This is a genomic window from Bradyrhizobium erythrophlei (genome assembly GCF_900129505.1).
Lineage (GTDB): Bacteria > Pseudomonadota > Alphaproteobacteria > Rhizobiales > Xanthobacteraceae > Bradyrhizobium > Bradyrhizobium erythrophlei_D.
Map to the genome: position 1 here is coordinate 3097257 of NZ_LT670818.1, position 15257 is coordinate 3112513.

Genomic DNA, 15257 nt, shown 5'->3' on the forward strand with positions numbered 1-15257 from the left:
GGCTTGCCGCAGAATCTGGGGCAGCTTGCGCAGCGCCTTGTCTTGATAGGTGGCGGCCGCCCTTCCGGCAACGCCACCGCAGCCGGGTCCTTGCCTTCGTCCTCGGGCGTAGGGTCGCGGTCCGGCTTCTCCCCCGTCCGCTATATCGATGATCGATTTAGCAAGCTGGTTGGGGGTCCCCTAGTACCGCTGCACGGTGAATTTGACGGGTTGAATACTGGATCAAAGTAGCTCGGGAAGCTGCTGAGGATCAACGAGGAGTTCGATACTGCGGGCGACCCTCGGCTGCCGTCTGATGAAACCTGCCCGTTCGAGCGTCAGCACCATCTGATGAACGGATGGTGGGCTGACGCGAAAATATTCTTGCATGTCGGCTTCCGCCGGCGGCCTGCGATGCAGCCGCGTGTAGAGGTGGATAAACGCCAGATACTGCCCTTGCTTGGGCGTGAAGTTTTTTGCAGCGGGACTCACGCCGGCCATCCGATTCAGCTGTTCGTCCAAGCCTCACACGAGCGAGGAGGCAGGGATGAATGTACGCTATCGGGTCGAACTGAGCCAAACCGAGCGGGCAGAACTCACAGCGCTTTTGAGTGGCGGCAAGCACGCCGCGCGCAAGCTCAAGCGAGCGCAGATTTTACTGGCTGCCGATGCAGGCGCGAGCGACGAAGCAATCGCCACCGGTGTCGGCGCAAGCGGCTCGACTATCTACCGGACCAAGCGCCGCTTCGTGCTCGGCAACCTGGAGGCGGCGCTGAGCGAGGAGCCGCGCCCCGGAGCGGCCCGCAAGCTCTCAGGGAAGGAGGAAGCCCTGCTGGTTGCGACGGCCTGTTCGAGCCCACCCAAAGGCCGGGCGCGTTGGACCCTGGAACTCCTGGCGGGCGAGTTGGTCAGGCTCACCGAGCACGACGACATCTCCCGAGAGACTGTGCGCCGGCGCCTGGCTGAAAACGACCTCAAGCCCTGGCGCAAGGACATGTGGTGCATTCCGCAGGTCGACGGCGAGTACGTCGCCCGCATGGAGGATGTGCTCGACCTTTATGCCGAACAGCCCGATTCGAAGCGCCCGGTGGTCTGCTTCGACGAGAGCCCAACCCAGCTCATCGGCGAAGTCCGCCAGCCGATCCCAGCCGCGCCGGGCCAACTTGAGCGCTACGATTGTGAGTACAAGCGCAATGGCACGGTCAACCTGTTCATCTTCCTCGACGTGCACCGGCCCTGGCGCAAGGTCAAAGTCACTGACAGCCGCGCTGCGGTCGACTTCGCCGCCTGCATGCGCGAACTCGCCAATGTTCACTTCCCAAAGGCAGAGCGCATCCGGGTCGTGTTGGACAATCTATCGACCCACTCAGTCGGCGCGCTTTACCAAGCCTTCCCGCCGGCCGAGGCGCGACGCATCTTGCGCCGGCTGGAGTTCCACTACGTCCCCAAGCACGCCAGCTGGCTGAATATGGTGGAGATCGAGATTGGCGTGCTGCGCAGTCAGTGTCTGGACAGACGCATCGACAACCGGCAACAACTCGTATCCGAGATCGCCGCCTGGGAGCGGCAGCGCAACGCTTCACGCGCCCGCATCAAATGGATGTTCACAACCGAGAAAGCCCGCGCCAAAATGGGCCGTGCCTATCCCTCGGAAGGCTCTAAAACGCCCTCGCCCAATGAATCATAATCACTGTGCGGTACTACTAGGGCGTTTTGGGATCATTTTTCCTCACGGCCAGGCTTTGGCCGGTATTCTCTCTCAGCTTCTCTAGCGTCTTCCTCTGCGTCCTCAAGTGACCCAGCGATGGCGAAGAGAAAGCGACGGCCATCTTGCTCGACCCAAACTTCGAAACTTGGACCGTGTGCTGTTACTACGATGCGGGCCCTTCCCATGCCCTCATTATGCCGCCATAGGCCACCACCTTTCGAGTGAGTAACTCTGCCATAATCAAACTGACCCGCTACCCAATTGCGGGCACCGCGCCGAGCGAATCGGTACTTAAGGACACGGTTCTCATGCTGATAGCAGACCAAAACAGAAAGGCGGGCTGCTCGGACGGAAACTGGAACCGATCATCGTTGATCCGGCGTCCGATTGGGACGTCTTTGCTGAAAAAGCCCGGGAACTACTCACGAAGGAAAAGGTCGCGGTCGTGTTCGGCTGCTGGACTTCCGTCTCCCGCAAATCCGTACTGCCGATCTTCGAGCAGCTGAACGGCCTACTCTTCTACCCAGTGCAACACGAGGGTGAAGAAAGCTCGCGCAACATTTTCTACACGGGGGCCGCACCGAATCAGCAGGCAATTCCGGCGGTTCAATATCTGATGAGCAAGGAAGGAGGAGAAGTCCGCAGCTGGGTTCTGTTCGGTACTGACGCCGTCTTTCCGCGCACGACCAACCGGATCTTGAGCGCGTATCTGACCGCAGAGGGGGTATCGTCAGATGATATTATGACAATCTATACACCGTTTGGCTTTTTGTCATTCAGGGATTTTTTTCTCGCGCAGCCAAATTTCAGGCGTGAACGATCCGGTCATGCCGTGCCTGCCAATTTCAAGCAAGGAAAAGCATTGCAGTATCCAACGCTTGGGGGTTGGTGAGAGTCAGGGGCGAGCAAGTGCGCCTGGTTGCCGCTATTATTCAGGGCATTTATTTTCCCATTGCATCGGCCGTTGCTCACCGGTTGCTAGAGACGCAGATTGGCGATCCCGCCGATGCGTAAAAAGTGTCGCGAAATTCGTTAGGGGGAGGGGGTACTCAAATCTCTTTTCAGATTTGCTCGCGGACCGAGCACGTAATACGCAAAACGTAGTTCGGTTATTTAGAACTATCTCCAGCGGAATAACCGTGGCAAACCTTTCGTATGAGACTGGTGGCATGGAATTGCGCGATGGGTTTCGAGCGCAAATTGGCGGCGCTCTCTTCCCTCAGACCCGACATTGCGATTCTTTGCGAAGTTGCCTGCCCTGAAAGGCTACGATCCCAACTTCCTGTACTCGAAGGAATGCCTATCGTCTGGGTGGGCAACAAGGCGAACAAAGGTCTCGCGGTTGTGTCGTTCACCGGCAGCAGGATCGAGCTTGATTCTTCATACCGATCAAACAATCAATTCGTTGCGCCTGTTCATGTAAGTGGAGCGAAGTCGTTTCGCTTGCTCGCCACGTGGGATCACAATGACCGAACGGAAGGCCTGAATAGACGGCCTGGACCGCTTCTTCGATGTCTGGTGGATAGTGCCGACTTCTGCAGTAGGGGCGACCTGGTCGTGGCGGGGGATTTCAACAATAATCCGCGCTGGGACAAACCCAACGGGCCGAACAATATGAGCGTGCTTGCGCAGGAACTAGCAAGACGGCAATTGGTGAGCCTTTATCACCGCGGCACCGGAGAGGCGTTTGGCAGTGAACTGCGCGGGACGTATTGGCACTATCGTCGCAGCGCCATGCCCTACCATATTGACTATCTATTCGTGCCGATGACGTGGCTGACCGATCTAGTATCGTTTGAGCTCGGGGACTACGACGCTTGGTGCGCAAATGGCTTGAGTGACCACGCACCGCTTAGTGCCGAATTTCGTGATACGGAGACCTATCTTACGCCACCTTCGCGGGTCTAACCCGGCGCCAAGGTCAGATCCGAACCCTAGGTTCCAAAACCTCCATTGGCCAAGCGTTCGAGGGGAGATAGTCCACTGACCGATTTCTTCCATAACGTCTGGTCTCGGACTCCTACCGTGAGTGGCTTTCGAACCCGCAGGTTCCATAACGGCTAAGTCGCGAATTGCCTGAACAAGCCTCGCATTCACACGAAGTACGCCATCGCTTCACCCTCATCGCACAGCTGGAGCATGTGTTGCGTTGAGGACGACGCGTGTCGATCAGCGACCGGCCTAGTTTTTCCATGACCTCTGATTTGCGAGATTGGAGTGCAGGCAGCAATTGGGCCTGCAGACTGATGAAAACGCACTATCCCAATCGAGCCAAAGGACGGCTCGCCGGAACCGCCCTTTGTCGTAGCAAGTGTTAGTCACAGTATCCCGACCGACCATAAGCTGGGTTGAATAAACAATGCGCAGCGCCGTTGTATGGCACAGGGGCAGGCGGCCGCGGCGGAAGTCCTTCCGCGTAAGAGTAGGAGTACCCTGAGTCGTCAATGTAGGCCTGGGGCGCCGGGTACACTGATCGATGTCCTTCATAGAATGCCGGTGCTCCGTATACCTGCCCCGGTGGCACATAACCCGGCGCGTATGCGGGGGGGGCGTAGTACGTGGCGCTAGGCGCCCCGTAAGTCGGGTAACCGTTTTCGGTCCCAACATGAACGTGGGCAGACGCGATATAGACGCCTCCCGGCGCCACGTAGACGGATTGCGGCTCGCCTGCCGAAACTTGCGATGACCACAGAACGCCGAGCGCAAGGATAAAAATGCCGTATCTCATGGTGATAGTACTCCTGCTACACTACTCAGCCCTCGCGAAGTTTACTGATCATTAACTAAAGAACAAACGTTAACTGCGAGCGAGTGTGTCCCATTTTCGAACAAAATCACTCCTCGGCATTGTGCAAGATGCGCGTTGGCGGAGCGCGCGACGAGGCAAATTCCATAATGGGTGATGGGCGCAGACAAGGACTCCAAGAAAATTGCGCCGCTCTATGGAGCCTGCCGGCTTCCTCAGCTCCAACAGCTCGCTCGCGCAAAGCAGTCGTGCCTGGCCTTGCGGGTAGAAAATCCCTGATGACGACCGCTTAACCATTCCCTAACTGTCATTCCTAACCCGGTTTTGTCGAATTGGCGCCATTTTGAGCTCAGGGGGCTGGGGGCGCATGGCGAGAAGGTCTAAGGAATCGGCGCAACCGCGTGGGCGCGACCTATCCGCTCGATTCGACCGGCTGGGCCGAGCCCCGCTCACCTGGCTGATCACGGGTGGGCTCGTCTCGATGATGGCGATCGCCATCGGCACCGGACTTGCGGTCGAGCGTTTCCGGCAGGACGCCATCGAAAGCGGGCGCGAGGGGCTACAAAGCGCGGTGCTGCTGCTCGCGCGGCACTTTGATCGGCAATTTGAAGACTTTTCCGTGCTCCAGAAAAGCATTGTTGCAGAACTCGAAGGCCATACCTTCGATTCACCAGACGTGTTCCGCAGCGAGATGGCCACCCTCGCCGTGCACGAGGTGCTGCGGGCCAAGACCAGCGGCCTGGCTGACGTCGCCGGCGCCAACGTCTTTGATTCCAACGGCGTATTGATCAATTCATCGCAACGCTGGCCCGTGGCCGACGTGCGAATCTCCGACCGCGGCTACTTTAACAAACTTAAGAAAAATCCCGAGCTTCTGGAGGAAGTGGAGGTGGTCGCCGGCCGCTTCTCGCCTGCCAAGGCGATCGTCTTCGCCCGGCGAATCTCGGGCCCGCATGGCGAATTCCTTGGCGTGGTCTCGCGTGCGATCGCGCCTGACGTCCTGGAAGGCTTTTTCGCGTCCGCGGGCCTTGGGCCCCAGGCCTCGGTGGCTATGCACCATCGCGATGGCCAGCTGCTCGCGCGGTTCCCACATGCCGAGGCGTTGATCGGCGAGAACTTCAGGAAGGGGCCGCCGGAACAGCAAGCGGTGTTTGAACGGCAGTTCGTCGCAACGCGCCTGTCCAGCCCGGTTGACGGCAGAGACAGACTAATCGCCTCGCGCATGCTAACCAGTGAGCCGCTGGTTGTCGTGGCGACCAAGACGCTCGACTCCACTTTGGCGACATGGCGTTCTCAGACCAGGTTCTTTATCGCCGTCGCCGCAGCGTCAATCCTGCTGATCGTGATCACCCTGTATTTGATCTTTCGGCTGATGACGCGCCGGCTCAGCATAGAGAAGCAGAGATTGGACACGGCGATCAACAACATGACGCAGGGCCTGCTGCTGTTCGATGCGGCCAAGCGACTGATCGTCTGCAATCGACGTTATATAGAGATGTATGGACTCTCGCCGGACGTGGTGAAGCCCGGCTGCAGCTTCCGGGACGTCATTCGGCACAGGCAGGAGACTGGCTCCTTCACTGGCGATTTGGATGCTTATTGCAACGAGGTTCTGCACGATATCGGCCGATCCAAAAATGCGATTGTCGAGACATCGGATGGGCGTCTGATCGAGATCAGTAACGAGCCGGTCGCATCCGGTGGCTGGCTCGCGACCCACGAGGACGTTACCGAGCGCATCCGGGCTGAGGAGCAGATTGCGCATCTCGCTCATTACGACGCGCTCACCGACCTGCCGAACCGCGTCCTGATGCGCGGCCACCTTGAGCAGCGGGTGGCGGAGCTAGCCCAAGGCAAGCCGTTTGCGATCCTCTACGTCGATATCGACGAGTTCAAGGGGGTGAACGATTCGTTCGGCCACGAAATCGGCGATGAGTTGCTTCGGCATGTTGCCGCGCGACTACGTGGCTGCGTCGGCCCACAGGACCTGGTCGCCCGATTGGGCGGTGACGAATTCGCAATCGTCAAGGCCGAGACCCGTGACCGCGGCCAGCTGACGACGCTGGCAGAACAGATCCTGCAATCGCTGCGAAACCCGGCGCAATGCAAAGGCCAGGAAATCCCAATAGAAGCCAGCATCGGGATCGTGGTTGCGCCTGACGATGGCCGAAACGTCGAGGAATTACTTAAAAACGCAGATCTTGCCATGTACGCGGCGAAATCCGATGGTCGGCGTACTTACCGCTTTTACGTACCCGAACTCGATGCTCGGCAGAAGACGCGGCGCCAGATGGAGATCGATCTTCGCCAGGCCCTTGCGCGCGAGCAGTTGGAGATTCACTATCAGCCGCTGGTAGATTTGGCTACCGACACCGTTGCAGGCTGCGAAGCACTGCTTCGCTGGTATCATCCCGAGCGCGGCATGATCTCTCCGGCTGATTTTATCCCTGTCGCCGAAGACACCGGTTTGATCAACGAGATCGGGGATTGGGTGTTAAAGCGGGCTTGTGCCGAGGCTGCCGGCTGGCCGGGGCATATCCGGCTTGCAGTCAACGTCTCTCCGGTCCAGTTCAGGACAAAGACGCTCGCTTTGCGAGTCGCAACAGCGCTAAGGGATTCCGGCCTTGCCCCTGATCGCCTGGAGCTCGAAATCACGGAAGCTGTACTCATCCGCGATGACGATGAGGCCCTGGTCATCCTCCATCAATTGCGTGCCTTAGGAGTGCGGATCGCTTTGGATGATTTTGGAACCGGCTATTCCTCCTTGAGCTACCTTCGTCGGTTCCCGTTCGACAAGATCAAGATCGACCGCAGTTTTGTTAGTGACATCGGCGATGCCGAGGGCTCTTCAATGATCGTTCAGGCGGTCGTGAACATGGCGTCCGCATGTCGCATGTCTACGACCGCGGAAGGTGTTGAAACGGAGATGCAGCGCGAGATCCTGCGAGGTCTCGGTTGCAGTGAGATGCAGGGATATCTATTCAGTCCCGCTGTTCCTGCGTCGAAGCTGCAGCAGTTGCTTTTGTCCAAAGCATCCGACGCAGCCTGATCGTTTCGGCCATCGAAGGACAAACAAGACAGCGAGTTGAACCCGCAGGTTCCATAACCTCTAATCGGCGAATGACCGCTTTGCACTTTTCGGACGTACCGGGTCGGCCTGAGATGCCCGTTCCCGGCGGAAGACCGGAAGTGGTCCTCCTCCCATTTTCCTTCATGATATTCGCCAGACATGGGAACCCGATCCCGTGGAAAAGCGTAGTCACTTACGGGGTGGGGCGCGCCTCTGCGGAAGGAGAACAGGAGATGTTGCGTAAAACCATGATCACGCTTTGCGCGATAGCATCCATCGGCATGCTGGCGCCTGACATGGCGTTGGCGCGCGGCGGTGGGGGCGGCGGCGGTGGGGGCCACGGCGGCGGCGGTGGCGGTTTCGGCGGCGGCGGTGGTGGCCACGGTGGGGGCGGTGGCGGTTTCGGCGGTGGCGGTGGTGGACACGGTGGCTTCGGCGGCGGTGGTTTCGGTGGACATGCCGGCGGCTTCGGTGGTGGCGGCTTTGGCGGGCGAGGCTTCGGCGCGCGAGGCGTTGGCGCTGGAGGCTTCGGCAACAGCTTCGCGCACACAGCGCCGCGAGGCGGTGTCGGGGCGGTTCAAGGCAACCGTTTTGCCGGTGGCAATTTCGGTCACGGCTTCGGCCGCGGCGGCTTCCACCATGGCCGAGGCTTCCATCGAGGCTTCTTCGCCGGCGGCTGGGGACCCGGCTACTACGATGATTACTGGGATTACCCGGACTATGCCTACGACGATTCCTACTATGACAATGGCGGCTGCTATGTCGTGCAACGCCGTGTGCATACGCGGTACGGATGGCGCCTTAGGCCGGTTCAAGTCTGCGGCTGACGGCAGCCGCGCGTGCGGAAAAGAATAGCTCTTTTTTCACCAGAGCTGTTCTTTGCTGAAGTGAATGCCGATTTCTTCTACATTGTGGCCCTAGCCAACCTCTCGCCCGATCGACGACCCCGTTCGCCCCGGCTTATCGGCCCTCTAGAACTACAAAGCACGCGCCGCGAGTACCGTCGACGGAAATTAGCGGGATATGGGTACGTCCACGCGCCAGCCACGTTTTTGGGTGTCTCGACATCGTTACGGCAGTAGGCGAGCCACTCCCGCTTGGCACTTTTCGGGAATATCGATCTAGTTGAACGATGACCGCTCTTGAAGAACCGACATGCCATTCAGGCTGCGCCACTTCCGTTTGTGGCACGAACCGGACATGCCGACCGCACCGGTAAATGTCTGTTTTGAGAGGAGCGGACATGCCGCGAGCTTGCCGCGACTTCCGAAAACGAACCGCCCCTGACATCTGAGTGACTACATGATGGCGACGCGCCCGGTGTGGATCACTTTGTCGCTTGACAGCAAAATGCTTGGCTGCTGCTAATGCAAACTAGGTAAGCGTTTGCGTCCATCGAGGTCGTTCGGCGCTACCATGGCGAACAAAGGCCACGAACGGCCAAAAGTTCCTTAGGGGGATAACATGAGATGGCTTTTGTCTGCCCTGCTGGCTTTCGCTCTTGTTTCCGCGGCGCATTCCCAAGACTCGCCATACCGAAAAGAGTTGAAGCGAGCTGACCTGACCGGGACCGAAATGGAGGTCATAACGAGCATCAACGAGGTCAAACCAGGCGAGGCATCAGCTCTCCACGTCCATCATGGAGAGGAGTCATTTTATGTAATGGAAGGCGGTATGATCGAGCTTCCAGATGGCAAGCAAGTCCCCTTCCCAACAGGTACGACCGGCATCAATCGTCGCGATGTACCGCACGGCGCATTCAAAGTCGTGGGAGACAAAGCGATTAAGTATCTGTCCGTTCATGTCGTCGATAAGGGAAAGCCACTTTACGACGCCCCTAAGTAGGAGCTGTCGCGCGCAAAGTCCGCGGTATCCCGTGGGCCTTTCGTTTATGCAAACACCGATGATGGCCGCTATCCAAGCCGGGGCGCGGCTGTCCCGATCTGGAAGCCGGGTTCAACCATCCGGCGGCCACGTCTCCTCATGGCACTCAGCGGACGTAACCGACCACGCTGACGACGTCGGTTCGTTAGGGTAAAGCGGACATCGCGACGGCGTGCTCAATACAAGGGGCATTCCGACAGCGAGAGGTGATGGATTGTGGACCGCGACGCAGGTGCAGCGCGTGCTTGATCGCATCTGATCTTCTTTCTGCGCGCTCCGCTCCGGGCAGGAGCGCACCCGGACCAACTTGGCCCGCCCCCAGGTGGGAGCCTAGCCCCGGTAGGGGCCTGTGGGCACAGCCGGAGCCTCAGAATTACCTTGCCCCCAAGTCAGTGGACATGACGTGCCCGATGGTCGCGCTCGTGTCCGACGCAGCCCACCGAGCCGCGGACAACCCGCTGCGGGTCTCGGGCTCCCAGGAAGATCGAATGAAGGTTCGGTCGCCTAGGCTTCGTAACTGGGCCGGTCGGACGGATCGTCCTTGTGAGATGCGAACCGCAGTACCAGTACGGCAAACGACAGAACCAGAATTGCTCCTGCCACTATGAGAAGATCTTTCCCCGTCTTGTGTTCAGCGCCACCAATTTCGATCAGGACCCGGCCCAGCGCTGTCATCGCGATATAAATCAGGTAGCGAACTGGAAGCCTGGTCGTTTTGAAATAGATTCCGACCGTTGCGCCGATTTCAAGATAGATAAACAAAAGAAGGATATCCGAAAGTTCAGCGCGTCCCTTACCTAACATGCTGATGAAAGCGGCAAGGGCTGACCAGACGGTTGTCGCGCCTATCGCGAAGAGCGCCAAATAGTGAAATCCATCAACCAGCAGTATGCCAACCGCGTCCGCAGTTGCCTTCATCTTGCGATGAAGCTTTGCCGCTGTTTGGGTTAAGCCGCTTTGTGCGTCCGTCATCTGAAGACTCTCTCCGAAGTCGCCGGCACGCGCACAAGCATTGCGGACCTTGGAAATGATCGGTCGGGGTCGGTGCGTGGCTTATGCGGGTGCAACAAAATATAGTATCCATGTGCGCTCGCGGCCCTTACAGCCACGTATCAAGTTCGAGTGAACGCCGATGATCAGCCCCCCTCTGTGTGTTGGTGGCCGACTGAGCTGCATGCTCGATTGCGTCTCGAATGCGAACGTAAGTGCCGCAACGGCAAATGTTGCCCGACATCGCGTCATCTATATCGCTGTCACTCGGGTGGGCCTTGCTCGCTTGCAAGGCCGCCGCGGACATAATCTGACCGGACTGGCAAGTAAGACCGCTAAGGCGCTCGGCCTCGACCTTCCGCCGGCGCTGCTCGCCCGGGCCGACGAGGTGATCGAATGAGTGCGTTCACTTCCGCTATTGGCATTGTGTCACGAGTATCGCCGGTCCACACGGCGGTGCGCAACTGTATGAGAGATGAAGGAGGGCCCTTCGAGGCCGGCAATCAGGTGTTGGTCTCAAGCCACCGCAAGCTGCTGTCGTCAAAAGCGATGGTGGTGAACGTTGCGGAAAAGTCGAAACAAGATTTCGGCGGGCATGATTGAGAGAGGCGAGCGCAAGCGAACCGCTGATGACGTGTCGAAAGTGGATTAGGCGATGCCAAAACCGGGGGATTGCCATTCCTCCGGGATTAGCTTGGGGGATGTCCTGAGACTGCCCAAGCGGCATCCGGCATGGAGGCGGCGCGAAGCTCAATCTGGCTCTTGTACGGAACGTGAGAACCTGGCCGGCGATGCCAAGGGAAAAGGCACAAGCGGCTCCAACCGCGAGGCCGAAAGTACTGATGCGCCGGAGAGGGGCGGACTGCCCCGTAGTAGTGTTGAAGCGGGGTAATGCCCGTGGAGCGAAGGGGGCAGGCCACCGACGTTGGGAGCGAGCCAACTGGCAACAGGAGGAGCTCCAATTCTCGACGGAAGGCGGCAGCCTTCGCGCGGTGGCACGAGCCGGATGACGCGAGAGTGTCAAGTCCGGAATCTGTGAGAGGCTCGGGGTGAAAATCCCCGGGCCTACTCGGCCGAAACGGACATGCCGATCTTGTTGAGCGCGATGTCCGTTGTTGGGGTGCCGGCTCAACCGGTCGACGCAACACAGGCGTTAAATCTCTCTGCTGGGGTTTCGAATTGCAAGGTCTCACGTGGTCGTTCGTTCAGCTGACGAGCCACTTTGTTCAGATGGGCTTGCGAATGCACCGACAAGTCGGTGCCCTTTGGAAAGTACTGTCTCAGCAGGCCATTGGTGTTCTCGTTCGACCCGCGCTGCCACGGGCTTTGCGGATCGCAAAAATAGACGTCGATTTTGGTCGCCAACGTGAAGCGACGATGATCCGTAAGTTCCTTGCCCCGGTCCCAGGTCAGGGATTTATATAGCTCCTTTGGTAGCTTCTTCGCCTGCTTGATGAGCGCGGTGACGACCGTTCGAGTTGTCCTTGCCTGCCACCTTGGCCAACATCACGTAACGGGCATGACGCTCGACCAAGGTCGCGATGTAGGTATTGTTCGGCCCGGACAGGAGATCGCCCTCCCAATGGCCGGGCACCGCCCGATCTTCAACCGCCGCCGGTCGCTGACGGATTGAGACGATATCCTTGATATGCCCCCGTCTATCGCCGTTCGGGTCAACCGGTCTGGAGCGACGCATCGAGCGCTTCGATCGAAGATGGCTAAGCAGCTCTTTCTTAAGCACGCCGCGCGCTTGGACAAACAGGCTGCGATAGATGGTCTCGTGTGACACCTGATTACATTCTTCTTCAGGATGCGTTCTCTTCAGCCAGCCGGCTATCTGCTCGGGTGACCAATCCAATCTCAGCTTCCCCGCCACTGCCTGTCTTAGCCGTCGATTGTTCGCCAATTTACAATACTTTGGACGACGAGCTCGCGAGGGTGGCATGTGGGGACCCGGTCAAAAGACCGACCGTCTCTACCACAGCGAGCGCGAGTCGGCATCAAAAAGGCGGGACCAGTACCATCGCGCTTATCCAGAAAAGTGCAGTTAGCGATTCCGGCTGGGACTCGAACCAAGCCCTTCTTTAACTCAGTTGCACAGGTCAATCCGATCACTCACAAGTTTCGTTTTGGGCCGACCGCGTAGGAAGGCCGCTGGTGCGTTTATTTTCGATGGATGGTGCAAAGTGAGGGCACCATTGGGAGCCGGGTAGCCTGTTTTTCCGGCTCGCTGTCGGACCTCTCCGGGTTGGCCAGCGACTTGCCATCAACATTTTTCTGAGCAGCGGCGTGGAGCTAGTCCAGCGTATCGTCACTGCCTCCCCATCCCATCCGTGCGGCATGGGCCTCGATTTCCTCACGCACCGCGGTCAAAGCTGTCTGAAGGGCAGCGAGTTCGTGTAGCGCATCGGCAGAGAATTCGCCTCCCGTCTCAGCCAGCGCTTTGACAGCCTTGTGACGCGCAGCCAGAAGATTAGTTCTAAGCGTATCCACTGGGCGAGAATTTGTCATGGCAGTCTCCATTTTCGTGTATTGATCCATCAAGTACGACAACATCGTCCTTTCACTCAAGTCCCCCGCTGAACCGTTTGACAAGCAACCCGCCTACCGTGCCGCCCCGGCATTTGACCGGGTGCTACGGTAGCGCCGGATTGGCCCCGGTCATTGAGCGACCCGCGTCGAATGGTGACTGGCAAGATCAAAGCCGGCCCATCAGCAGCAATACAACGAGAATGATCAGGATGACACCGACGATTCCGATCCCACCGCGACCGTAGCCGTAGCCGTAGCCGCCGAAGCGGCCACTGAAGCCACCAAGCAGGAAGATGACGAGGATAATGACGAGTATAAGTCCGAGCGACATTGGTGTGGGCTCCTTTGTTTGCGGCGTGCAAAGGCGAGTAAATCGCGAATCGCATTAACTGCCGGAGCCCTCAACTTCTTGTTCTTGAGGAGCGCGCATCGATGATGATTTCGTTCGGAGCCCGGCGGAAATGGTGATGCCGGTTATTGAAGCCAGTCTGCGGCTACGGTCGCTCGAGTTGGTGGTCAAAATTGCTCACTTTCAAAACAATTATAATGAATCAGGAGCACGCCCAAGGAACCTTATCGGCTGACTCTATTTGCTCCCTTGTCCAATACGGACAGGAGGTAAACACCATGAAGAGCATTCTTTTAGCGACGGTTGCTATTCTTGCATTCGCTGCACCTTCATTCGCGGCTGAACCGGACAAAACTGTCGGTCAGGCACCACCATCATCGTTCTACCTGGCGCAGGATACCGCGACGATGAAATGTGAAGTTGTCAATGTCCAGCCTGCCGCTGGTGGCAGCATGAAGGCCATCGGTACGGCACATCCGACAAAGGCATCAGCGGAAACAGCTTTGAAGGCTGACAAAACTTGCAAGTAATGAAGTGACGGCGCGAGTACAGGGGCGGGTCTATTGGTTCGGCTCGGAATCCCGAAACTACTGACCCGCCCCGCCTACTATGTTGCCAAGACCCGGCCCGCCGATCTGGCGCTGGGCAATCCGGCAGGCGGCGCTGGCCGCGCCGCGCGGGTTGCGGGCATGGGCGGCCCGCTAATGATCGCCACGGAGTTGCCGTCGCCCGCCGCCGATGATGGTTTGGGGGGCGCGCTAACCGTGTCTCGGGGTAAACAGATCTGCTGGAAAGCCAGCTCGCGCAGGTAGTCACGATCCGTGGGCTCGTCGGCGTCCGATATTTCCGTAGAGCGCATAGCATCTCGAACTTGCTCCTGACGCAAGCGAGCCACCTGGGAGCGATCCGAATGGCTCGTAGCGTCGATCCCCCGTTGTGCCAAGACATAACCAAGCCTTGCGTTGCCTTGCCTGCCTTGCGACACGATCCGTCGCCTGGCAGCACGGCTTTGACGCGCTGCCTCCAACGTTCTTTACGTAACTCCCAACGCTACACAATGCACGTCAGAGGCGGTGCATTAAGCAGCCGCTCCAACGGAGCGGCACAACGGCCTAATCGACGGCAGCCGATTTTTGCAACAAATCTGTCACAAACGGAAATGGGCAGCTCATTCGATCATCTCGTCAGCGCGGGCAAGCAGCGTCGACGGAATTTCAAGGCCGAGCAAAAGATCGCAACCCCGGTTAACTGGAAACATGGCGAGGACGCGATCATCGCCGGATCGGCGACGGACGAGGACGTCCCGAGTAGTGAGACTTTTGTTCCGCCTACTTTGAGACGACAAAACACAAGCGGCCTCCCCGAGGAAGGCCGCCTGTGTTTCGCAATTATTGATCAATCGCGGTCGATAACAACCGGGCGACGGTCGTGGTCTCTGTCTGGGTCGTGGTCACGGTCCTTCCTAATGATAACCGTTTCGTCACGATCCCGGCGGTCCCGATCCCGAAAGTGTTCACGGTCACGATCGCGATCACCATGACCTTCACCCACGGTCACGCCATGAGGACCTACACCGATTCCGAATTCTTCCGCTCCAGCAGGAATTGCGCTGCAAATACCCACCACGGCGGCTACTGCTACTGCGTACTTAATCATTGCGTGCTCCTATAAATGTGAAACTCTGGAGTCAATCCCTTGCTAGGACGAATGTTCCGGTTAGCGCCGAAGCAGTGAGGTCGCTCAATTGCCAATACCGTTCAGCAAGAGCACCTACTACGAAATGTGATTTTGTATAAAATTGACCACCTTTCGCGGCCGCCGCGCCCGCAAATTGCAACTTGCGGAAAACCTCCGGATCACAGCTTTGTTTGCATTCTGCAAACGTGTCTCGTCCTATTGAGAACGGCGGGGCCAACGTCTGGGAAGAGGACCCGCGAGAGGCGATAGTTAAACGGCAGCCTGGTCAAACCAGCTCACTTAGTTTGCGCGAATTGGTCAC

13 protein-coding genes and 3 pseudogenes are annotated in these 15257 nt (G+C 58.3%); 10 read left to right on the forward strand and 6 right to left on the reverse strand.

Annotation, left to right across the window (positions count from 1 at the left end; translation table 11 throughout):
• Positions 1-222: 222 nt before the first annotated feature.
• Complete coding sequence (locus B5525_RS14340; protein ID WP_154073816.1) at positions 223-480, reverse strand: LexA family protein; 258 nt, start codon at positions 478-480, stop codon at positions 223-225.
• A 46-nt stretch (positions 481-526) separates the two neighbouring features.
• Between B5525_RS14340 and B5525_RS14345 the strand changes: the two genes are divergently transcribed.
• The 6 genes and pseudogenes from B5525_RS14345 to B5525_RS14370 all read left to right on the forward strand — a co-directional run bounded on the left by B5525_RS14345 (position 527) and on the right by B5525_RS14370 (position 9348).
• Complete coding sequence (locus B5525_RS14345) at positions 527-1666, forward strand: IS630 family transposase (RefSeq protein ID WP_079566206.1); 1140 nt, start codon at positions 527-529, stop codon at positions 1664-1666.
• Positions 1667-1908: 242 nt separating this feature from the next.
• Positions 1909-2456: pseudogene (locus B5525_RS14350) on the forward strand (transporter substrate-binding protein); the annotation flags it as partial.
• A gap of 413 nt (positions 2457-2869) precedes the next feature.
• On the forward strand, positions 2870-3595 hold the full coding sequence (locus B5525_RS14355; RefSeq protein WP_079566587.1) for an endonuclease/exonuclease/phosphatase family protein: 726 nt from the start codon (positions 2870-2872) through the stop codon (positions 3593-3595).
• A gap of 1319 nt (positions 3596-4914) precedes the next feature.
• Complete coding sequence (locus B5525_RS14360; RefSeq protein WP_244567898.1) at positions 4915-7482, forward strand: bifunctional diguanylate cyclase/phosphodiesterase; 2568 nt, start codon at positions 4915-4917, stop codon at positions 7480-7482.
• A 254-nt stretch (positions 7483-7736) separates the two neighbouring features.
• Positions 7737-8330, forward strand: coding sequence for a hypothetical protein (locus B5525_RS14365; RefSeq protein ID WP_172899875.1), 594 nt, complete (start codon positions 7737-7739; stop codon positions 8328-8330).
• 637 nt (positions 8331-8967) lie between these two features.
• Complete coding sequence (locus B5525_RS14370) at positions 8968-9348, forward strand: cupin domain-containing protein (protein WP_079566589.1); 381 nt, start codon at positions 8968-8970, stop codon at positions 9346-9348.
• Positions 9349-9891: 543 nt separating this feature from the next.
• Here the strand turns inward: B5525_RS14370 and B5525_RS14375 are convergent.
• Positions 9892-10359, reverse strand: a complete 468-nt coding sequence (locus tag B5525_RS14375; RefSeq protein ID WP_079566590.1) for a phosphate-starvation-inducible protein PsiE — start codon at positions 10357-10359, stop codon at positions 9892-9894.
• Between the two features lie 127 nt (positions 10360-10486).
• Positions 10487-10702: pseudogene (locus B5525_RS14380) on the reverse strand (2Fe-2S iron-sulfur cluster-binding protein); the annotation flags it as partial.
• Positions 10703-10773: 71 nt separating this feature from the next.
• Here B5525_RS14380 and B5525_RS43910 point away from each other — a divergent pair.
• The gene (locus tag B5525_RS43910) at positions 10774-10980 is read left to right on the forward strand and encodes a hypothetical protein (protein ID WP_154073218.1); all 207 of its coding nucleotides are present in this window, start codon (positions 10774-10776) and stop codon (positions 10978-10980) included.
• 525 nt (positions 10981-11505) lie between these two features.
• Here B5525_RS43910 and B5525_RS14385 read toward each other — a convergent pair.
• From B5525_RS14385 to B5525_RS14395, 3 genes and pseudogenes are all read right to left on the reverse strand, one after another.
• Positions 11506-12310 (reverse strand): annotated as a pseudogene (locus B5525_RS14385) (IS30 family transposase); the annotation flags it as partial.
• A 362-nt stretch (positions 12311-12672) separates the two neighbouring features.
• Positions 12673-12888 carry a hypothetical protein gene (locus B5525_RS14390; RefSeq protein ID WP_154073219.1) on the reverse strand — a complete coding sequence of 72 codons (216 nt, stop codon included), beginning with the start codon at positions 12886-12888 and terminating at the stop codon, positions 12673-12675.
• Positions 12889-13075: 187 nt separating this feature from the next.
• A complete protein-coding gene (locus B5525_RS14395) occupies positions 13076-13240 on the reverse strand; it encodes a DUF3309 family protein (protein ID WP_079566593.1) in 165 nt (54 codons plus the stop codon).
• Between the two features lie 296 nt (positions 13241-13536).
• Between B5525_RS14395 and B5525_RS14400 the strand changes: the two genes are divergently transcribed.
• The 3 genes from B5525_RS14400 (at position 13537) to B5525_RS45340 (ending at position 14929) form a co-directional block, all read left to right on the forward strand.
• Entirely contained in the window at positions 13537-13788 is a 252-nt protein-coding gene (locus B5525_RS14400) for a hypothetical protein (RefSeq protein WP_079573365.1), read from the forward strand.
• A gap of 629 nt (positions 13789-14417) precedes the next feature.
• Positions 14418-14798, forward strand: a complete 381-nt coding sequence (locus tag B5525_RS46280) for a hypothetical protein (protein WP_244568040.1) — start codon at positions 14418-14420, stop codon at positions 14796-14798.
• Entirely contained in the window at positions 14687-14929 is a 243-nt protein-coding gene (locus tag B5525_RS45340; RefSeq protein WP_172899775.1) for a hypothetical protein, read from the forward strand. Before B5525_RS46280 ends, B5525_RS45340 begins: the two co-directional genes overlap by 112 nt.
• The last annotated feature ends 328 nt before the right edge of the window (positions 14930-15257 follow it).